Annotated in this window: 16 protein-coding genes; 6 read left to right on the top strand and 10 right to left on the bottom strand. The window is 51.3% G+C overall.

The annotated features are described in order from the left end of the window. Nucleotides 1-15: 15 nt before the first annotated feature. The 4 genes from LI015_RS15105 to LI015_RS15120 form a co-directional block, all read right to left on the bottom strand. Nucleotides 16-1,227: a DUF401 family protein gene (locus tag LI015_RS15105; RefSeq protein WP_002569596.1), complete on the bottom strand. Its 1,212-nt coding sequence runs from the start codon at nucleotides 1,225-1,227 to the stop codon at nucleotides 16-18. 140 nt (nucleotides 1,228-1,367) lie between these two features. Then, nucleotides 1,368-2,642, bottom strand: a complete 1,275-nt coding sequence (locus LI015_RS15110) for a TRAP transporter large permease (RefSeq protein WP_002569597.1) — start codon at nucleotides 2,640-2,642, stop codon at nucleotides 1,368-1,370. Continuing rightward, on the bottom strand, nucleotides 2,642-3,229 hold the full coding sequence (locus LI015_RS15115) for a TRAP transporter small permease (RefSeq protein ID WP_002572200.1): 588 nt from the start codon (nucleotides 3,227-3,229) through the stop codon (nucleotides 2,642-2,644). Before LI015_RS15115 ends, LI015_RS15110 begins: the two co-directional genes overlap by 1 nt. 16 nt (nucleotides 3,230-3,245) lie before the next feature. After that, nucleotides 3,246-4,400: a TRAP transporter substrate-binding protein gene (locus LI015_RS15120; protein WP_002572199.1), complete on the bottom strand. Its 1,155-nt coding sequence runs from the start codon at nucleotides 4,398-4,400 to the stop codon at nucleotides 3,246-3,248. Nucleotides 4,401-4,635: 235 nt separating this feature from the next. Here LI015_RS15120 and LI015_RS15125 point away from each other — a divergent pair, with 235 nt between their 5' ends. Beyond that, nucleotides 4,636-5,526: a LysR family transcriptional regulator gene (locus LI015_RS15125; RefSeq protein WP_002569600.1), complete on the top strand. Its 891-nt coding sequence runs from the start codon at nucleotides 4,636-4,638 to the stop codon at nucleotides 5,524-5,526. 113 nt (nucleotides 5,527-5,639) lie between these two features. Here the strand turns inward: LI015_RS15125 and hydA are convergent, their stop codons facing one another. The 6 genes from hydA to ssnA all read right to left on the bottom strand — a co-directional run bounded on the left by hydA (nucleotide 5,640) and on the right by ssnA (nucleotide 15,629). Further along, the gene (hydA, locus tag LI015_RS15130; protein WP_002569601.1) at nucleotides 5,640-7,022 is read right to left on the bottom strand and encodes a dihydropyrimidinase; all 1,383 of its coding nucleotides are present in this window, start codon (nucleotides 7,020-7,022) and stop codon (nucleotides 5,640-5,642) included. Nucleotides 7,023-7,146: 124 nt separating this feature from the next. After that, on the bottom strand, nucleotides 7,147-7,686 hold the full coding sequence (locus LI015_RS15135; protein WP_002569602.1) for a GNAT family N-acetyltransferase: 540 nt from the start codon (nucleotides 7,684-7,686) through the stop codon (nucleotides 7,147-7,149). A 73-nt stretch (nucleotides 7,687-7,759) separates the two neighbouring features. Next, entirely contained in the window at nucleotides 7,760-10,342 is a 2,583-nt protein-coding gene (gene xdh, locus LI015_RS15140) for a selenium-dependent xanthine dehydrogenase (RefSeq protein WP_002569603.1), read from the bottom strand. Between the two features lie 16 nt (nucleotides 10,343-10,358). Next, on the bottom strand, nucleotides 10,359-10,904 hold the full coding sequence (locus LI015_RS15145) for a 4Fe-4S binding protein (protein WP_002569604.1): 546 nt from the start codon (nucleotides 10,902-10,904) through the stop codon (nucleotides 10,359-10,361). Between the two features lie 163 nt (nucleotides 10,905-11,067). Then, nucleotides 11,068-14,052, bottom strand: coding sequence for a putative selenate reductase subunit YgfK (ygfK, locus tag LI015_RS15150; RefSeq protein ID WP_227125540.1), 2,985 nt, complete (start codon nucleotides 14,050-14,052; stop codon nucleotides 11,068-11,070). Between the two features lie 245 nt (nucleotides 14,053-14,297). Beyond that, nucleotides 14,298-15,629: a putative aminohydrolase SsnA gene (gene ssnA / locus LI015_RS15155; protein WP_195633868.1), complete on the bottom strand. Its 1,332-nt coding sequence runs from the start codon at nucleotides 15,627-15,629 to the stop codon at nucleotides 14,298-14,300. Nucleotides 15,630-15,940: 311 nt separating this feature from the next. Between ssnA and LI015_RS15160 the strand changes: the two genes are divergently transcribed. The 5 genes from LI015_RS15160 to arcC all read left to right on the top strand — a co-directional run bounded on the left by LI015_RS15160 (nucleotide 15,941) and on the right by arcC (nucleotide 21,808). Further along, nucleotides 15,941-16,606: a helix-turn-helix transcriptional regulator gene (locus LI015_RS15160; protein WP_002569607.1), complete on the top strand. Its 666-nt coding sequence runs from the start codon at nucleotides 15,941-15,943 to the stop codon at nucleotides 16,604-16,606. A gap of 25 nt (nucleotides 16,607-16,631) precedes the next feature. Next, nucleotides 16,632-17,840: a diaminopropionate ammonia-lyase gene (gene dpaL, locus LI015_RS15165; RefSeq protein ID WP_002569608.1), complete on the top strand. Its 1,209-nt coding sequence runs from the start codon at nucleotides 16,632-16,634 to the stop codon at nucleotides 17,838-17,840. Nucleotides 17,841-17,897: 57 nt separating this feature from the next. Further along, nucleotides 17,898-19,214 (top strand): YgeY family selenium metabolism-linked hydrolase, encoded by a 1,317-nt coding sequence (locus LI015_RS15170; RefSeq protein ID WP_002569609.1) that lies wholly within the window; start codon nucleotides 17,898-17,900, stop codon nucleotides 19,212-19,214. A 320-nt stretch (nucleotides 19,215-19,534) separates the two neighbouring features. Next, nucleotides 19,535-20,728: a knotted carbamoyltransferase YgeW gene (gene ygeW / locus LI015_RS15175; RefSeq protein WP_002569610.1), complete on the top strand. Its 1,194-nt coding sequence runs from the start codon at nucleotides 19,535-19,537 to the stop codon at nucleotides 20,726-20,728. Nucleotides 20,729-20,857: 129 nt separating this feature from the next. Further along, nucleotides 20,858-21,808 carry a carbamate kinase gene (gene arcC / locus LI015_RS15180; RefSeq protein WP_002569611.1) on the top strand — a complete coding sequence of 317 codons (951 nt, stop codon included), beginning with the start codon at nucleotides 20,858-20,860 and terminating at the stop codon, nucleotides 21,806-21,808. Nucleotides 21,809-21,823 lie beyond the last annotated feature (15 nt).

A 21,823-nucleotide genomic window follows, 5' to 3' on the forward strand; every position in this document is an offset into this window, starting at 1 on the left:
TTGTTTATAAATCCGCTAATAGAAAATCTGCCCCAGCAGCAGTCCGTAACCATATGCAATAATTGAAAATATAATGACCGGTCCAAGGGCCCTCACAACGATGTCTCCCAGTGTGGTGTGGTAAAAATCAGCCGCAACAAAGGAGCAGACGTGTGTGGGAGATATCTGCATTGCAGCCCACGCAACACTCATCAGCATGACAAGAAACGGAATCCCTCCCTGGGGAAACGCCAAAAACGCCATGGGCATGCAAAGAGCAATGATTGTCTGGGAGCCGCTTATAACTGTGCCGATAAAGAACAGCAGGCCGAAGGACATTGTCATGGAAATAGGAAACTGTCCTATAAAATCAGGCAGAAGCCCTATGACGCCGGTATACGACAATATGCCTTTAAAAAGCATTATCAGGTACATGTTGCCCAATAATATGGGTTCCGCAGACCTCACCATAAGATCCGGAAGATCTTTTAAGCTGAAATGATCAAATATATAATTGGAAGCAATTACCAGGGGCGCGGCTATGCACACGGAAAGATTAAATATAATAATGATTAAGAGCACAGCTATCAGGGTCCACAGGTTTTTCACCAGATTGATAATTTCCGCTTTCTTATCAATGGTCTCTTCAAGCAGGGGCATTTCCCTGGGTATTCCTTTTAAATGTGTAATATATACCACAAGACATGCCGCCACCACCATAGGAATCATGGCCAGCACAAACACCCCCGCATTCTGTCCGCTAAGTGTAAGTCCCAAGAGGACCGCCGGAAAGGTTGGAAGGAACATTTCCGGTATGTGTCTGTAATAGCAGGATACAAACGTCTTGTTTTTATCATCCATGTATTCCCCGCATGTCCTGTCTACCATATCCGCGCAGATTGTCATGACTGCCGCAGACGGAAGAAGTCCCATAATTGCAGGTGATACAATGGTATTCATTCTGCGGTTCCTGAGCAGGCGGTTAAATGAATCCTTCGCGTTTGTCAGCCTTCCTTTTTTCTCCAGCATAAGCTGGAGAAATATGATGAGATAGAAGCTCAGCAGCACATCTATTGTATCCCAAGCCACTGTCTGCCTTCCCAGAACAACCGCCGCGTCCTTCAGATTGACCCGGAACAAAATAATGGTAGCTGCTATCCCCCCTATCATTGCCACAAACAGCGGCTTTTTCAGCCATATAATCACAACGATTACCAGAAACACTATGGAAAGATATAGGATATCCATGTTTCCTCCTGATGCTTAGTCTAATTTCTCCAGTCTGTCCGGGATGACCGGCTCTATAGTCTGCGTAACGCCTGCGTCGCGTTATCTCCTGCATCACACCCGCGTCATCCCCGCTATCATCCCTGTTATCATCCCCGCCATCATATCCTGCCAAGCAGCAGGAGTGAAATGGCCGGAATAAATGCCACCACGAAAAATGCTGCTATCAGGCCAAACAGAAGGGGCATTTCGGCCTTTGTTATCTTGTCTATACTGATGCCTGTCAGGGATGAACCCACAAACAGGTTGATTGCCACAGGCGGTGTTACAAATGCAATAGCCAGGGCCAAATCCAGGATGATACCAAAGTGAATGGGATCGCATCCCACCTGGGTTACAACGGATAAAAGGGTGGGAGCCAGAATGATTATGGCCGGCGTTGTCTGTATGAACATTCCCACAATAAACATGATAATGAATATCATGAACATAACCACATAATAATTGCTGGAGATACTGAACATGAAATCAGCAATGGTCTGGTTGATGTTCAGATACGCGAATACAGAACCGGTTGCCTTTGCCGGACACATGATGAACATGGTGCCTGCTATAAACGCCGCATTGTCCCTGAACACGGCCCAGAGCTTCTCAATCTTCAACTCCCGGTATACCACGAATCCGATAAATATGCCGTACACAACAGCCACCACCGCTGCCTCCGTCGCAGTAAAGAAGCCTCCGTAAATTCCACCGAGTATAATAACCGGCATGATTAACGCCCACTTTGCGTCCCACCAGGCGCTGACCGCTGATTTGATATGGAAATGGTTCTCGCCCTTCAGGCGGTGCTTCCTGCAGTATACATAATTGATAAGGATAAGTACTCCGCCCACCACGCAGGATGGGAGCAGTCCGGCAATGAACAAATCTCCTACCGACTGATTACAGGTGACGCCGTAGAGTACCAGAGGATAGCTGGGAGGCACAATGACTCCCAGACCGCCAGCACAGCATGCCAGAGCTGTTGCATAATACTTGCTGTACCCTTCCTGCACCATCATAGGTATCATGATGGCGCCAATGGCCGCCACTGTGGCCGGTGCGGAACCGGACACTGCGCCAAAGAACATGCATGCTATGACCGTAACCATTCCAAGGGAACCTGTAACACCGCCTATGATTGAATTGGCTGCACTCACCAGACGTTTGGACAGACCCCCTGTTTCCATGATGGTACCCGAAATCATGAAAAAGGGCAGAGCCAGGTTGGTGAAGCTGGCAACTCCTCCATATGTAGTCTGGGCAATGAATGAACTGGTGGTAACCGGGTCAACATTTATCAGTACAAACATACTGATGAACATTGCCACTGCAATGGGCACACCAAGGAACATGAGACCAAACATTACAATAAACATAACACCTGTAGCCACTATCTCACCTCTCCCTTCACAGCAGCCGCCTCCCTTGCCGCCTTCTTTTCCAGATAAATTCGCTCACATTCATCAAGGTCCATCGCAGGCTTGGAAGCGCCCAGATTGGCCTCATTCTCATGCATGAGTTTTATGGTATCCTGCGCGATTCTTACGACACTGAGCACCAGCCCGATAGGAATGATGGAGTATACCATCTGCTGGGGAAGCCTCAGCAGCGTGGTCTGGCTGTTTCCAAGTCTCCTGATAATGGTCATGACAATATACAGCAAATATATATCAAAAGCAGCAAAGACCAGATTGGAGATGACAAGCATTGCCTTTTTCACCTTAAACGGAACCATTTCAAGTATAAAGTCGATGCGCAGGTGCTTTCTTTTGGTGACAGCCGCGGACATGGCAAACCAAATCATCCACACAAAGGCAATGGTCGCAACCTCCTCCACCCATGCAAAAGAATGCTTCAGCGCATACCGGCAGAACACGTTTGCAAAAAGCAGTACGGTAAGGGCTATGAATAACACAGCCGATATATACAGCTCTATATTATCCAGAAAAGTTTTCAGGTCGAACTTTCCATCTTTCATACGATCTACCCCCCGCTTATTTCTTTGCCTGGTAATCCAGCACAAAATCCACCAGCTTATTGTAAGCTTCTGAGCCCATCTGTTCTTCTACCTGGGGCCACACAGACTTGGCCACATCCTGGAATACCTTGAGTTCATCCGTTGTCAGTTCAATCACCGTTGTACCCTTGGACTGCATCTCGTCGAAGAATCCATCAGATAAATCTTCGGTCAGGGAACGGACATACATCTCTGTCTCCTTCCAAAGGTCCTGGATAAATACCTTGTCCTCCTCCGACAGCGTACTCCAGAATACCGGACTGGCAGCCATGATTGTGGTTGTAAAATTATGGTTCGTCTTCATACAGTAGCTCTGCATCTCATAAATCTTGGAAGAAACAATGTTGGAGGGCGGATTCTCCTGGGCATCTACCAGTTTCTGCTGAAGAGCGGTGTAGAGTTCCGCATAGGGCACCGGCGTCACGCTGGCCCCGAAGGCTTCCCAGCAGTTCATTTGAATCGGGTCCACCATAGTGCGGATTTTGACGCCTTTTAAATCAGCCGGGGAATGGATTTCCTTATTTGCCGTAAGCTGGCGGAACCCTATATCCAGGTGGGCAAGAGGAATGCACTGTGTATCGGCCTGGGCCCGCTGGTCCCACTCCTGGCGCAGCCCGGAATCCAGGACCGCATATGCGTCGTCATAATCCATATAGAGATAAGGAATATTTAAGCCTGCGTAGGCCGGGGTATAATCAGCCCATGAACCGCAGTTCAGCATAAATATCTCATACGCGCCATTTTGGGCACCGCCAATATATTCCTGAGTGGAGGACGCCAGCTGGCCGTCAGTGAATATCTGTGTGGTAATGCGGCCCCCGCTGCGCTCTTCAATCTGTTTGCAGAAATAAATCATTCCCTTTCCAGTCTGGCTGATTCCGTCTCCGGCAACATCCCCTGCTGATGCATTGGTGGCAAAACGGATTTTAAATGGCTCCCCCTGTGTGTGGTCCACTCCGTCCGCGCCCACTGAACCCCCACCTTCTGATGCCTTGGAATCACCTGCTGTAGTGGCGGCAGCGGCAGTTGTTGCGGCGGCACTGTCTGTATCAGAGTTTCCGCAGGCTGCCAGCGGCAGCAGCATTGCGGTTGAAACCATGGCTGCAATCACTTTCTTCATCACTTTTTTCATTCTAGTTCCTCCTTTTGATAAAATTGTTGTCTGAAACCTGCCTTAACCAAACCGTGATTCCTAATATTTTTCCTTATCCACCCCCACCTGCTTGAATATATTGATAATTCAATCTATAATTATAGTGCCAACGAGTATATTTACTGATTTATTTAATATAATTCAACCATATTTATGCAATTATTACAAATTACTTTTTTTTGCCAATTAATAACTTTTGGAAATAGGAGGGCGTATGAATTACCAGCATCTGGAATACTTTCTTAAAGCAGCTGAATACCAGCACTACACGCGTGCCGCTGAACATCTGCATATCACACAGCCTGCTCTTACAAAGGCCATACTTGGCATTGAGGAAGAAATCGGCGCACCTTTGTTCATGAAGCGGGGCCGGAATATTGAACTTACGAAATATGGAACGATTTTTTTTGATTATGCAAGGCGTTCCCTTGAAGAAATCAACCATGGAATATCCGCCGTAAAGCATCAGGTCAACAGTGATCTGAATACCGTTGACCTGTCTGCCTTATGCTCCATTAATACGACCTTTTTGCCGAAGAAAAGCGCGCAGTTTCACCTTGCCTATCCAGACTGCAGCCTAAACATCACCTTTAAATATACAACAGCTATCATCAAGGATGTATCCAACTATAACAGCACCTTTGGTTTATGCGGAGAGTTTGACAATGAATCTGAATATACCAGCCTGGAAAAAATCCTGCTTTACACGGAACCCGTCAAATTTGTCATAAGCAGGAATCATCCCCTGGCGCACAAAAAATCCGTAGAGGCCGCCGAACTGAAAAACCAACCATTTGCAGTCTATAACGTGAGTACCAACGGTACCAACAGGCTGCTCTATGAATTATGCGACGGCGCCGGATTCAGACCCAAGACCCTGACAGCCGCTTACAATGACTATGGGCTGATTAACGAGGTGATTTCAAACCAATGCATTTCTATTGTCTCATATACCTTTTACAAGCAATTCCAAAGCCTGGGATTTACGGAACTGCACATCGCCACCAGTATCCCCCTTATCCAGAAAATATATCTGGTATGGGTCAGGGACGCCAATCTTTCCCCTGTGGCAAGGGGATTTCGCGAGATACTGATGAGCAAATGACCTCCCTCACTAAAAAAGTGCATAAAAAGGGTGCAAACGCAGATAAATGATCCGCATTTGCACCCTTTTCCCAACTTCCCAGCCGGTTTTATTCCACCGTTATTCCCCGCTGATTACAGCCCATATCTCCCGCGCTTCACAAACTTCCCGGCCTTCTCCACCACCACCTGATGGTCCTTCACCACCTGGGTACCGCGCAGGAACACGCTCTCTATGCGTGCCGTCAGCTTCCTTCCCTCAAAGGGAGCGTAATCCACATTCTGTACCTGGTCCGCAGCCGTAACCATATCCTCCACACCGGTGCGCATGACAACAATGTCCGCGTCGCTTCCCGGGGCAATGGCTCCCTTTGTGGGATACATTCCGTACAGCTTGGCGGGATTTTCCGACAAAAGCTGGCACATTTTTTCCTTTGTAATTCTTCCCGCGTCCACGCCGTAGGTGTAGAGCAGCGTGCCCCTTGTCTCAACTCCGGGCATGCCTCCCGGAATCTTTGTAAAGTCATCCTTCCCCAGCGCCTTCTGCTCTGTGGTAAAGCTGCAGTGGTCCGTTGACACGGTCTGGATGGTTCCGTCCGCCAGAGCCTTCCAAAGGCATGCGCTGTCCTCCTGCTTTCTCAGAGGCGGCGCGCACACATACTTAGCCCCTTCCATGCCGGCAAGCCCGTACAGGCTGTCATCCATGAGCAGATACTGGGGGCATGTTTCCGCATATACCTTCTGTCCCCTTCTCCTGGCTTCCATGATCACGTCGTATCCCTCCCGGCAGGTGAGATGCACCACAATCACAGGGATATCCACCACCTCGGCCAGCCTGAGCAGCCTGTCAATGGCCTCTGCCTCAGCGGCAGCCGGCCGGGTGGCCGGGTGGCTTTCCACGCCCATTCTTCCGGCAGCCTTTGCCTCTGCCTGGAGAGCAGCTATCATACCGCTGTTCTCACAGTGAACTCCGGTGATTCCTCCCACCTCCTTAAGCCTGCGCAGGATTTCAAAAATAGTCTTGTCGTCCACCTGGGTATCGTATGTCATGTACAGCTTAAAGGAGGTGATTCCGGCCTCCATCATGTCGTCAAGTTCCCTGCTGACCGACGGGTTCCAGTCCGATATGGACATGTGGAATCCGTAATCACAGGAACACTTTCCGTCCGCCTTCTCATGCCAGTTCCTGAGGCCGTCCGCCAGGCTCTCCCCTTCATACTGGGTCCCGAAGTCCACGATGGTGGTGGTGCCGCCCCGAACAGCCGCCCTGGTTCCTGTGGCAAAATCGTCCGCAGTAACCGTTCCCGCCACATGGAGGTCAAAATGGGTGTGTGCGTCGATGAACCCCGGAAAGAGCAGGCAGCCTTCCACATCCACAATCTGGGTATCCTCATCTGCCAGGCGCTCCATTTCCTCACCGGTTCCCACTGCCGCCACCTTTTCCCCGTCAATGAGCACATCTGCCCGGACACTGCCGCTTCCGCCAACTACGGTTCCGCCTTTTAATACCTTCTTCATATATATCACTCTCCTGTTCTGTTTCTCTCTGTCAATCTAACGATACGTTCCGGCTTTCTTCCCTTTTTCCTGTCACCTTGCGGACATCCGGCACCTGCATCCATCTGCCGCCTATGGGCATCTGTCACCGGCGGGCATCAGCCGCCATGGCCTCCAGCCGTTCCCCGTCAATCCGGTACACGGTCCAGTCACTCATGGGACGGGCGCCTATTCCCAGATAAAAGTCAATGCTTGGCTTATTCCAGTCCAGGCACCACCACTCCAGGCGTCCGCACCCCCGTTCCACGGCAATGGCTGCCAGCCGGTTCAAAAAGGCGGTGCCGAAGCCCTGGCCCCGGTACTCCGGGCGCACATACAAGTCCTCCAGATATATGCCGGCCCTTCCCAGGAAGGTGGAGAAATTATGGAAGAACAGAGCAAATCCCACTGTCTCCCCGTCCTTCATCCCCAGAATCACCTCTGCCTTTTCCTTCTCAAACAGCCACTGGTTCAGCAGCTCCTCTGTAGCCACCACCTGGTCAAGCATTCCCTCATAATCAGCCAGCTCCCTTATGAACCTGAGAATCAAGGGTATGTCCTGTGGTTTGGCAAACCGGAATTCAACGGCCTTATCCGCCCTTTTATGTTCCATTCCATGCCCTGTCTTGTCAAGGGTGTTGTCCATGATGTCATCTCCTTATGCGGAACAAGCGAAAAGCAGGTGGACTGCCTTTCGCCGTTCATTTCCAATGTTATTTTTACTTTTTCTTTGAATAGTACGTGTCATCCATGGGAAGCGTTGTCCTCAGCACATGGTCCTTTGCATAATAAGCTCCCTGTGCCGCCGGAGCGGTTGGTATGGTGGCAATTTCCCCAATCCCCTTTGCGCCGTAGGCAAAGGACAGCAGTTCTTCCTTCTCCACATAGATTGCATGGATATCCGGAATCTGGGTGGAGCGCATGAGTCCCAGGGTGCCGTATTTAGCCTGGGGAACACCGTTCTTTAAGGGGAAGTCCTCGGTCAGGGCGTAGCCCAGTCCCATGAGAACGCCGCCCTCAATCTGGCCCTGTATGGAAATGGGATTCACTACCTTTCCGGAGTCATGGGCAGCATACACTTCCTTTACCCTGCCGTCGTCATCCAACACCACCACATGGGTTGCAAATCCGTAAGCCACATGGCTCTTTGGATTGGGCACATCTGCTCCCAGCTTATCTGTGGGGTCAAAGAATTCCGCAAAGAACTCACGGCCTTCCAGCTGGCTTAAGTCTCCTCCCGCTTCCTGCAATGCCTCATTCAAATCAGCCGCAGCCATCCTGACAGCCTCGCCTGTAATCAGGGTCTGACGGGAACCGGATGTGGTTCCTGAATCAGGCGCCACCTCGGAATTGGCCCCCATATTCCTGACCATTTCCTTTCCAAGCCCCGTTGTCTCGGAAACCATCTGTACGAATACGGTTGCACACCCCTGCCCGATATCGGAAGCAGCGCTGTACAGCTCAATCTTTCCGTCGCGGACCGCCAGCTTTGCCCGGCCTTTATCGGGAAGTCCCACGCCCACGCCCGCGTTCTTCATGGCACAGGCGATTCCGGCCCTGCCGGGATTGCTCTCATAGGCATCCTTTACAGCCAGAAGGGTTTCCTTAAGGGCTGTGGAGCAGTCCGCAATCTGCCCGTTTGGAAGTACCTTGCCCGGTTCAATGGCGTTGCGGTAGCGGATTTCCCACGGGGAAATACCCACCTTCTCCGCCAGCAGATTGATGTTGGACTCCAGGGCAAATTCACTCTGGCACACGCCGAAACCGCGGAACGCGCCTGCGGGCGGATTGTTGGTATAGTAGCCGAAGCCGCGGATATCCGTGTTCTGGTAGCAGTAAGGCCCTACGGAGTGGGTACACGCCCTCTCAAGCACAGGTCCGCACAGGGAAGCATAGGCTCCTGTATCAAAATAAATCTCACAATCCAGTCCTGTAAATATACCGTTCTCGTCGCATCCCAGAGTAAATGTCCCCTCCATGGCATGACGCTTTGGATGGAAGCTTAAGGATTCCTGTCTGGAAAACACCACCTTTACCGGCCTCTGCACCTTAAGGGCTGCCAGGGCTGCTATGTGCTGTGCGGATACGTCCTCCTTGCCGCCGAAGCCGCCGCCTACCAGCTTGTTTTCCACGACCACACGGTCCGGATCCCAGCCCAGCATGATGGATATTTCCTTCCTGGTATCGTAGACGCCCTGGTCTGTGGAATATACCTTCACACCGTCCTTATAAGGAAAGGCCACCGCGCATTCCGGTTCCAGGAAAGCATGCTCGGTAAAGGGCGTACGGTACGTCTGGGTCACCACGTATCTGGAATTTTCCAGGGCCTTCTTTGCATCCCCGCGGGTAACGTGGCGGCTCTGGCACAGATTTCCCTTCTCATGTACCCTGGGCGCGTCCTCTGCCATGGCTTCCTGAATGGAGCACACGGGTTTCAGCTCCTCATAATCAATCTTCACCATCCGCTTTGCCTTCTCAAGGATGTCCCTGGACTCGGCAACCACCAGACAGATGGCGTCGCCCACACAGCGGGTGATATCTCCCTTTGCAATCATTACGTCCCAGTCCTGCTGGAGATGGCCCACCTTGTTATTGGGGACATCCTCGGCCGTAAGCACAGCCAGCACGCCGGGAAGGGCCGCTGCCTTCCCGCAGTCAATATCCAGAACCCTTGCCCGCGGATACTGGGAGCGGACAGCCGAAGCATACACCATTCCCTCCATCTCCACGTCATCCGGGTACTCGCCGTAGCCCAGCACCTTTTCCCTCACATCCAGGCGGAAGGCACGCTTTCCGACGCCGTACTCATCCCCCTTTTCCAGTGACTCCTCAATCCGGGCGTCGCCCCTCAGAATGGCTGCCGTCAGCTGGATGCCTTCGATAATTTTTTTATATCCTGTACAGCGGCAGATATTTCCCTTTAACGCAACCTTGATTTCCTCCTCAGTGGGGTCCGGAACGCGGTCAATCAGCGCCTTTCCGGCCATCACCATGCCCGGCGTACAGAATCCGCACTGCACGGATCCCATTGCCCCGAAGGCATACACAAAGGCTTCCTTTTCCGCGTCGCTTAATCCCTCCGTGGTAATGATGTTTTTGCCCACTGCCCGCCTGGTGGTCAGGACGCAGGACTTGACCGCCTTGCCGTCCACCACAATGGTACATGTGCCGCAGGCGCCTTCGCTGCACCCGTCCTTGACAGAATGAAGGTGAAGGTCGTCCCTCAGATAGCGCAGCAGCGGTTTATCCTCGCTGGTGCAGCGTTCCACTCCATTTACTGTAAAACAAAAGTTCTCTCCCATTTTATGCCTCCTGCCTCTACGCCTTTACCGTGAAAATGCCGTCGGCATCCAGTATAATTCCTCTTGGACATTTGACTGCACACATACCGCAGGCGATACACTTTGCTTCATCTATTACCGCGTGGTTATTCTCTATCCTGACGGCATCCGCCGGACAGTTCTTTACACAGATACCGCAGGCAATACAGCCCACTGAACAATCCTTTCTTGTCTGGGCTCCCCCGTCCTGGTTCATACATGCCGTATAAACCGGGTATTCCGGTGTGGTAATGCGAATCAGACCAAGGGGACAGGCTTTCACGCACAGGCCGCAGCCCACGCATTTGCCCCGGTCCACCTCCGCTGCTCCAAAGCTGTTTATGTGGATGGCATCCGACTTACAGGCAGCCACGCAGCTGCCCATGCCCAGACATCCCCATTTACATTTCAATATGCCATCCGGATGTTCTGCCAAGACCTGGCTGCAATCCCCTGCCAGGTCCCCACGGGGAATAACCGCCTCTGCGTGACAGCCCCCCAGGCATTGCACCACAGCTACTTTTCTATTGCGCTTTTGTGCCATTTTGTTCTTCTCCTTTCATTATTCTCGCAAAAGAATAACGTTACTTTTTTAACAAGCCTTTGCCAAAGGAGTCCCCACATTTTCATTGAGGACTCCTTTGTACGGCAATTCGCACACATTGTAACAGTTCAGAAATCCGATGTGAACTGTCACCACACATTATCTACAGCATATATGAATAGTCGTTGATGACTGTCCGGATGATATTCTGGATGCCGTCCGGCACATCTGCGTTTACGGTACCAACCGTGTAATCCATGATCCTGCCCTGAAGCCTTACCCTGCACACACCGGCAGCAGCGTCCAGTACCGTGAAGCCCTGGTTTTTGCTGTTTTCCATGTCAGCCTCGTTGGCAAACAGGGTGAATTTGTCAAGATAGGGAGCGCTGTCCCACGGACAGAAGCTCTTACAGTTGCCGCACTCGTTGCACATATAATCCACGTGGATGATCTGATGCTTCTCCATGCCCGGAACAACCAGAGAGATATTGGCTCTGTTGGGGCATACCTCAACACAGTTTTCGCAGTAGCTGTTGCATGATAAGCAGCGGGCGCTGTCAACCACATGGTCATTTTCCTCTGCCAGCCTGCCCTTGCGTCCGTAGATGGTCTCTGCATCAGAGAGCTTGAACAGGTCCTCTGCCAGGGCTTTTCCGATAATGGCCTCCGCAGCCATCTTGCCGTCCCTGATTCCTTCCACCACCGTGGCAGGACCGTACAGGCCGTCTCCGGCCACATAGACACCCTTCACAGAGGTTTCCAGCGTCTCCTGGTTCACCTGGGGACGTCTTCTGCTGTCCAGGGCAATGCCGAAACTCTCATAGAATGCCCCCGGAACCTTCTCGCCTACAGCGGCAATCACGGTGTCGGCAGGCACTTCCACTGTCTCATCTGTCTCCACCACGCCCCGGCGTCCGCTGGCATCCATATCTCCCAGCACCATCTTCTTACAGTACAGGACTCCATTTTCCAGCTTAACAGGAGCCAGGAGCTCAGCGAATTCCACGCCGTCCTCCACAGCCATGACCAGTTCTTCCTCATCAGCAGGCATGTAGCGTCTGGTTCTTCTGTATACCAGAGAAACCTTCTCCACGCCTGCGTTTCTCTTGGCTGCCCTGGCCGTATCCATGGCTGTGTTGCCTCCGCCGATCACAACCACGTTCTTACCTAATTCCACCTTGCCCTCTGTTGCCTTAAACCGTGCCAGGAAATCCAGTGCGTTCATGGTATCCCCTGCCTCCAGCTTAAGAACGCCCTGCTCGGACGCGCCCACTGCCAGGACAACATAATCATAATCTTTCTTAAGGGCCTCTATATCGGTGATTTCCTTACCGTTCACCATCTCCACGCCCATGGCTGCCACCAGCTTCACGTCGTTGTCAATGGCACTGTCGCTGATACGGAATCCCGGAATCACGTTGCGGACAACGCCGCCCATCTTCTCTTCCTTCTCAAACAGGGTAACCTTCACCCCGCCCCTGGCCAGGAAATAAGCTGCCGCCAGTCCGGCCGGGCCGCCGCCTACCACAGCCGCCTTCTTATCAGAGGAAACCTCAGGCGCTTTGAGCTTAGCCATAACCGCCTCAAATCCGCCCTCTGCGGCCTCCAGCTTGGTCCTGCGGATATCCACCGGGGACTCGTAGAAGTTTCTGGTACACTTGCTCATACAGTTGTGGGCGCAGATGGTACCTGTGATAAAGGGCAGCGGATTCTTATTGAGAATAACCTCCAGAGCCTGCTCAAACTCACCTGCTCCTGCCAGCTGCAGGTATCTGGTGATATCCTGATGGATGGGACAGCCTTCCTGACAGGGGGCGATGAAACAGTCGGTAAGCGGAACCGGCCGGTTGATTTTCCTGGAAGGAAGGGGCTTTACCGCCTTTACATGGTGCTTGTCGGATTTCACAGCCTCCACCAGTCCGGTTACCCTGGCAGCATCCACGCCCTCAAAGGCAGCAGCTTCCTTGGCTGCAAATAACTGTCCAATCTGCTCCAGTCTCTCATAACCGCCCGGCTTTAACATGGTAGTGGCCATGGTTACCGGCCAGATGCCTGCATCCACGATATCCGCGATATTAAAGAAGTCGGCGCCGCCGGAATAGGAAATGCGCAGCTTCCCGCCAAAGTCCTCAGCCAGCTTCCCGGCAACAGACATGGAAAGGGGATAAAGGGACTTTCCGGACATATACATTTCCTCGCTGGGAAGCTCGTTCTGCTTTACGTCAACAGGGAACGTATTGGTAATCTTCACGCCGAATTCCAGTCCCTTCCCGTCTGCCAGGGCCTGGAGCCTCTGGAGCATGGGAACCGCGTCTGAGTACTGTAAATCATCCTTAAAATGGAAATCGCCAAAGGCAACATAGTCATATCCCATATCGTCCATGATCTTCCTTGCGTACTCATATCCAAGCAGGGTGGGGTTGCATTTGATGAATGTATGTACCTTCTTCTCCTCAATCAGGTATCTGGCGATGCGCTCAATCTCCTGGGGAGGACATCCGTGAAGGGTGGAAAGGGTTGCGCAGTTGCATACCTTTGGAGATATGGCTTCCACATCCTCCCTGGACACCTTATCAAACCGGTCCAGATTGTCAAGGAGCCACTGCCTGCACTCTTTGAAAATGGCGGTCTCGGAAGCATCCTTCATGCCCTCAATGAAACGGTCAATTTTCTCTGTCTTGATGCCGTCCAGGTCATATCCCACGGACATGTTGAACTGGAAGCCCTCAGGACTGCCCAGTCCAAATTCCCTGGCCAGCACCTTGCAGGCAAACCAGGCCTTTACATACTCGTCAAATGCCTGGGGCACATAGAGCTCTGTGGACCACTCGCAGTTATAGCACTCGTCGTCAGCCTTGATACACGGCTTGGATACGGGAAGGTCCTCGCCGTCCAGCTTCTGTACGGTCTTAAGCTCGAAGAAACGGCTGCCTGCCACGTAGGAAGCCACGATATTCTGGGTCAGCTGGGTATGGGGTCCTGCTGCGGGTCCGAAGGGAGTCTCCAGCTTACGGCCAAAAATCTCATAGGTTTTGTCCGGGTCTGCAATGAATGGTCTCTTGATGCCAAATACAGCGCCCTTCTTGTTCTCTTCAAGGATCCAGTTCATCAGTTTTCCAAATGGAATCGGGGTCATAATGTCGCTCATATTATTCTTATCCTCCTTTATAACCAGACCAGGTCCCAGCACCGGATACCGGGGACATTGTCCCCGGGTCCTCCATCCGGCTCAGCCGCCCGGAAGACATTGTCGTCCCGGGGTGCTGCTTTCCCGCCGCCCTGCAATCGGATATCACTTATAAATTATACATTGCGTATGCGTTGTTTATATATAGGAAAGACCAGCCATCCCTGGAAGGCGTTTCCTATGGATGCCGGCTGCTGCCCCGGCAATTAACCGTTGATGGAATGGGCCAGCTTCTTTGCCTCTTCCCTTACCTCATAAAGGATCTTCTCCTCATCCAGTCCCACAAGCTCCCTGTTCTTCATCAGAACCTTGCCGTTGCATACCGTGGTCACCACGCTTCTTCCCGTCATGCCGAACAGAATGTGTCCGTTTACATTGGACGCGTCCATTGGAGTCAGCGGGATATAGTCAGTGACAATCACGTCAGCGGCAGCGCCTTCCTTCAGTACGCCCAGCTGCTTCTTGAAATAGCGGTTGGCAATCTTTGCATTGCCCTCAAAGAGCATCTGGGGTACCTCGCCCCAGGCCGCATTGGCGTCGCAGAGGTGATGTTTGTGAAGAACATTGGCTACCTTGAAGGATTCTGTCATATCATGGGTGTAACCGTCGGTTCCCAGACCGGTGAGAATGCCTCTGTGCACGATCTCCATGGTAGGCGGGCATCCGCAGGCATTGCCCATGTTGGACTCAGGGTTATGTACCACCATGGTATCCGTATCCTTGATCAGCTGCATCTCATGAGGATTTACGTAAATGCAGTGGGCCAGCAGGGTCTTTTCCCCAAGGATATTGCAGTCCATCAGACGGTCCACAATTCTCTTTCCGTACTTCTTAAGACAGTCGTGGAGATCCTCGATGCCCTCTGCCACATGGATGTGGTATCCTACCTCAGCCGGCTTGTTGGCTGCCGCCAGCTCCATGGTCTCATCTGAGATGGTGAACTGGGCGTGCATTCCCATCATACCCGCAATCATGTCCGTGTCATCCGCCAGGGCGTGTTTGATCCAGGACACGTTTTCCATAACAGCCGCCCTTGCCTTATCCATGCCGTCCCTGTCGGAAATTTCATAGCACAGACAGGTCCTGACGCCCATCTCCTTAGCGGCGTCCTCAATGGCAAACAGGGAATCCTTTATCTCCCCGAAGCTGGCATGGTGGTCAAATACGGTGGTGACTCCGTTCTTAATGGAATCCAGATAAGTGGCCCTGGCGCTCTGGCGGGTCTGTTCATTGGTCAGGTGGCGGTCAATGGTCCACCACATGCCGTCCAGAATATCCAGAAAACCCTTGGGGTCATATCCTTTAATGGAAAGACCTCTTGCCATGGCACTGTAGATATGCTCATGGGTGTTGATGAAGGCCGGCATGATGACGCCCCCCTTTGCGTCCACATATTCGGCATCAGGGAACTCCTTCTTAATCTCCTCCAGTGTGCCCACCTTCTTTACTGCGGTACCGTCCATTGCCACTGCCCCATTTTCAAAAAATGGCTGTTCTGGGTCTCTGGTAACCAGACGACCGTTCCCAATCACTAACATAACCTCTCTCCTTTGCTTTTTATTATTTTATGTACCTGCTCTTTAAATCTGTCCTAAACACCATCGGGATTTCATAAACTTTAATAAGATAGAACAGGACTTCCTGTACCCCTATACTAACACCATACAAATCCATTTGCAAGCAGAAAATGCAAAAATTTTTAGATATTCAAAATTTTTTTGTAAAAACCTCTTGCAATTCCTTTTTTTTGTGCTATGATGGAATCATAAACAACGCATCACAACTTTGCGAAATGTTTATTGTACAAAGTCACCAGATTTGAAGAGTCCGAGGAAAAGGAGGTTAAGCCATGTCATACACACTAGATTTACTGAAACAGCTTGCTGATGGCCTTGCGAGACAGTTCGGACCTGATTGTGAAATTGTCATACACGACCTTGAAAAGCACGACCTGGAACATTCCATCGTGCACATCAACAACGGTCATGTGACAAACCGCCAGGAGGGGGACGGACCTTCAAAAGTAGTCCTGGAAACCCTTCACAAGGATCCGGCTTCTTTAAAAGACCATCTTGGATACCTGACCCGTACATCCAACGGCAAGATACTGAAGTCCAGCACCATCTACATCCGTAATGAGGAAGGAGATTCCATTGACTATCTTCTCTCCATTAATTACGACATAACAGGCCTGATGACTGTGGACCGTTCCATTAAAGCTCTCATCGACACCGAACCCCAAGCGGACGTGAAGCAGCAGCCCGAACAGATTGTCCACAACGTCAACGACCTGTTAGATACCCTGATTGAACAGTCGGTAGCCCTTATCGGCAAGCCGGCCGCCTTGATGAACAAGGAGGAGAAAGTCACTGCCATCCAGTTCCTGAACGATGCAGGCGCCTTCCTTATAACAAAATCAGGGGACAAGGTTTCCAAGTACTTCGGAATCTCCAAATTTACTTTGTACAGCTACATTGATGTAAACAGCCGCAAGTCGGAAGATAAAAAAGCGTGATGATAATTAAGGAGGATTATGTAACATGGATCAGAAGATTCTATGGGCGGTCAATCAAATGCCTAAGACAGATGACAAGAACCTGCCGATTATGGGACTGGAGGAGATTGCAAAGGCGAGGACATTCCACGAAAGCTTCCCCCAGTACACCAAAACACCACTCACCAAGCTGGACCACATGGCAGCTTATCTGGGAGTAAAGGAAATCTACTTAAAAGATGAGTCCTACCGTTTTGGCCTCAATGCATTCAAGGTTCTGGGAGGTTCCTTCTCCATGGCCCGCTACATTGCCAAGGAAACCGGCAGGGACGTATCCGAACTTCCCTACTCAGTCCTCACTTCTGACCAGTTAAGAGAAGAATTTGGCCAGGCTACCTTCTTCACCGCCACAGACGGCAACCACGGACGCGGCGTTGCATGGGCCGCCAACCGTCTTGGACAGAAGGCAGTGGTACATATGCCTAAGGGTTCCACCCAGACACGTCTGGAGAACATTGCCAAGGAAGGCGCTGCCGTAGACATTCAGGAGATGAATTACGATGACTGCGTACGTCTGGCAGCCAAGGAAGCCGACGAAACCCCAAGAGGCGTCATGGTACAGGATACCGCCTGGGACGGATACGAGGAGATTCCATCCTGGATTATGCAGGGTTACGGAACCATGGCCATGGAGGCCGGCGAGCAGTTAAAGGAATACGGCTGCGAGCGCCCGACCCACATCTTTGTCCAGGCAGGCGTTGGTTCGCTGGCAGGCGCTGTGGTAGGCTACTTCTCCAATCTGTATGCTGATAATCCTCCTGTTTTCGTAGTTGTGGAAGCTGAGGCAGCCGCCTGCCTGTACAAGGGCGCTGCTGCCGGCGACGGACAAATCCGTATCGTGGACGGCGACATGGAAACCATCATGGCCGGCCTTGCCTGCGGCGAGCCCAACACCATTTCATGGGATATCTTAAAGAACCATGTCAAAGTATTCATCGCTGCCCCTGACTGGGTAGCCGCAACCGGTATGCGTATGCTGGGCGCTCCTATCAAGGGCGACGCGCCTGTTACCTCCGGAGAATCCGGCGCAGCTCCATTCGGCGCACTGGCAGCCGTTATGTCCATGGATGAATACGCTGACCTGAGAAAAGACATTGGCCTGGATGAGAATTCCAGAGTACTGCTCTTCTCCACTGAAGGCGACACTGACCCTGACCGTTACAAGAACATTGTATGGAAAGGTCTGGATAAATAACAATCACCTATATCACACCCAAAACAAATATCAATGTATAATGGAGGAAATGAAGAAATGAATCTGGATTACGCAAAAATCAAAGAAGCAGCAAAGAACTATGAAAAAGACATGACCAAGTTCTTACGCGACATCGTTAAATTCCCGGGCGAGAGCTGTGATGAGAAGGCTCACATCGACCGTATCGCTGAAGAGATGACAAAGCTGGGATTTGACAAGGTAGACATCGACCCCATGGGCAATGTTCTGGGATATATGGGAACCGGCGAGACCCTCATCGGCTTTGACGCACACATCGACACAGTGGGCATCGGCAACAAGAACAACTGGAACTTCGATCCTTATGAAGGCTATGAGAATGACACCGAGATTGGCGGACGCGGCGTGTCCGACCAGTGCGGCGGTATCGTATCTGCTGTATACGGCGCTAAAATCATGAAGGATTTAGGAATGTTAAGCGACAAATATACGGTTCTGGTAACCGGTACGGTTCAGGAAGAGGACTGCGACGGTCTGTGCTGGCAGTACATCATCAACGAAGACAAGGTTCGTCCTGATTTCGTAGTATCCACAGAGCCCACCGACGGCGGCATCTACCGCGGCCAGAGAGGCCGTATGGAAATCCGCGTTGACGTTAAGGGCGTTTCCTGCCATGGTTCCGCTCCTGAGCGCGGCGACAACGCTATCTATAAGATGGCTGACATCCTTCAGGATGTACGTGCTCTGAATGAAAACGACGCTGCTGATGACAAGGAAGTTAAGGGCCTTGTGAAGATGCTGGATGAGAAGTACAATCCTGAGTATAAGGAAGCCAACTTCTTAGGCCGCGGCACTGTTACTGTTTCCGAGATTTTCTTCACATCTCCAAGCCGCTGCGCAGTTGCTGATTCCTGTTCCGTATCCCTTGACCGCCGTATGACGGCAGGCGAGACATGGGAGAGCTGCTTAGACGAGATTCGTGCTCTTCCTGCAGTTAAAAAGTACGGCGATGATGTTACCGTATCCATGTATGAGTATTCCCGTCCTTCCTATAAGGGCCTTACATATCCAATCGAGTGCTACTTCCCAACCTGGGTTATCCCGGAGGACCACAAGGTTACCAAGTCCCTGGAAGAAGCTTATAAGAATCTGTTCGGCGACGAGCGTATCGGTGTGGACGCAACAGCAGAGATGAGAAAAGCACGTCCTCTTACCGATAAGTGGACCTTCTCCACCAACGGCGTATCCATCATGGGACGCAACGGCATTCCTTGTATCGGTTTTGGTCCTGGCGCTGAGGCTCAGGCCCATGCTCCCAATGAGATTACATGGAAGCAGGATCTGGTTACCTGTGCAGCTGTTTACGCTGCTCTGCCCAGTGTTTACTGCAAGTAATTAACTACCTTCGTTTATTGTCCGCAGGGTGTTGTCCCGGCTGCTGTTAAACCGCGGTCTTGGTCCGCTGGCCCCAGAGCCGTTCTTCTGGCCTGAGGGGCAGCCGGGAAGCATAGGGCATACGCCCTACACACTGCTCATTCGTTTACCGTTTTCCATGAAGTCCTAAGTGACCTGTTTGTTTCGGCGGTCTATGCTGAAGGCCGCCGGAACGGCTCAGGCCCGCTTACATTCATGAAAGAACGGATATCCCTTTTATTTTTGTAACATCCAACAACGATACCCAAATTAAAAATTAATATAATAAAGGAGTCAATCAAATGAAAACATTACAGGATTACATTGATAAGTTAAACAGCCTCAACTTTAAGGAAATGTACGAGAACGATTTCTTCCTGACCTGGGAGAAAACTGACGAGGAACTGGAAGCAGTATGGACCGTTGCTGACGCTCTCCGCTTCATGAGAGAGAACAACATTTCCACAAAGGTATTTGAGAGCGGCCTCGGCATCTCCTTATTCCGTGACAATTCCACCCGTACACGTTTCTCCTTTGCTTCTGCCTGCAACCTGTTAGGTCTGGAAGTTCAGGATTTGGACGAAGGCAAGAGCCAGGTTGCTCACGGCGAGACAGTTCGTGAGACAGCTAACATGATTTCCTTCATGGCTGACGTTATCGGTATCCGCGATGACATGTACATCGGCAAGGGCAACGCTTACATGCACGAAGTTGTTGACGCTGTTACACAGGGCCACAAAGACGGCATCCTGGAGCAGAAGCCAACCCTGGTTAACTTACAGTGTGACATCGACCACCCGACACAGTGTATGGCTGATATGCTGCACATCATCCATGAGTTCGGCGGCGTAGAGAACTTAAAGGGCAAGAAGTTAGCCATGACATGGGCTTACTCTCCTTCCTACGGCAAGCCTCTCTCCGTTCCTCAGGGCGTTGTTGGCCTGATGACACGTATGGGTATGGAAGTTGTTCTGGCTCATCCGGAAGGCTACGAAATCATGCCTGAGGTTGAGGAAGTTGCCAGAAAGAACGCTGAAAAGACCGGCGGTTCCTTCCGTGTATCCCATGACATGGCTGACGCATTCAAGGATGCTGACATCGTATATCCAAAGAGCTGGGCTCCATTTGCAGCTATGGAAAAGAGAACCAACCTGTACGCAGAAGGCGATTCCGAGGGCATCAAGACTCTGGAGAAAGAACTGCTGGCTCAGAACGCAGAGCACAAAGACTGGTGCTGTACTGAGGAACTGATGAAGACCACCAAAGACGGCAAAGCTCTGTACCTGCACTGCTTACCAGCTGACATCAACGATGTAAGCTGCAAGGACGGCGAGGTTGAGGCAACTGTATTTGACCGCTACCGTGATCCTCTGTACAAAGAAGCAAGCTACAAGCCATACGTAATCGCTGCCATGATTATGCTGGCTAAGTTCGCTGACCCGGCTGAGGTTTTAAAGAAGCTGGAAGAAAAAGGAACTCCTAGAGTATTCAAATAAATCATTCATCTTACCAAGCAATACAATGTAAGGGCTGCCGGACTGAGTCCTGCAGCCCTTTTTGTCTCAAATTATGCAAAAACTCGGCGGGATACCCTCATATCCCGCCCTATAAAGGGGAAAATCACTATGGAAAACAAGAAAAAACGTATTGTCATCGCTCTGGGCGGCAATGCACTGGGCAATACCCTTCCTGAGCAGATGAAAGCTGTCAAGATCACAGCCAAAGCCATCGTAGATCTCATCGAGGAAGGCTGCGAGGTTATCGTAGCCCATGGCAACGGCCCTCAGGTAGGTATGATCAACAATGCAATGGCTGCGCTGAGCCGCGAAGACGCAAAACAGCCCAACACCCCTCTCTCCGTCTGTGTGGCCATGAGCCAGGCTTATATCGGCTACGACCTGCAGAACGCCTTAAGAGAGGAACTCTATAACCGTGAAATGTATGATATTCCGGTTGCAACCATGATTACACAGGTCCGTGTAGATGCAGACGATCCTGCCTTTGAAGCTCCTTCCAAGCCAATCGGCCACTTCATGACCGAAGAACAGGCTAAGATTGCAGAAGAAAAGTACGGATACATCATGAAGGAGGATTCCGGACGTGGCTACCGCCGCGTGGTGGCATCTCCAAAGCCTGCTGAAATCGTTGAAATCGGCGCCATCCGCTCTCTGGTAGACTCAGGCCAGCTGGTAATCGCCTGCGGCGGCGGCGGTATCCCGGTTACCCGTCAGGGAAACCACTTAAAGGGTGCAAGCGCTGTAATCGACAAGGACTTCGCAAGTGAACTGTTAGCAGAGAATCTGAACGCTGATTTCCTGATTATTCTCACTGCAGTTGAAAAGGTTGCTGTTAACTTCGGAAAGCCGGAAGAAAAGTGGCTGGATGACCTGGACACAGAAGAAGCAAGACAGTTTATCAAAGAGGGACATTTTGCCCCCGGTTCCATGCTTCCCAAAGTTCAGGCTGCTGTTAAATTTGCTGAATCAAAACCAGGACGCACTGCCCTCATTACGCTGTTGGAAAAAGCAAAAGACGGTATCCAGGGAAAAACCGGTACTCATATCCATTTAGCGTAAAGGAGGCAATTAAAA

This window comes from Enterocloster sp. 210928-DFI.2.20 (assembly GCF_020554465.1).
Classification (GTDB): Bacteria; Bacillota; Clostridia; order Lachnospirales; family Lachnospiraceae; genus Enterocloster; species Enterocloster bolteae.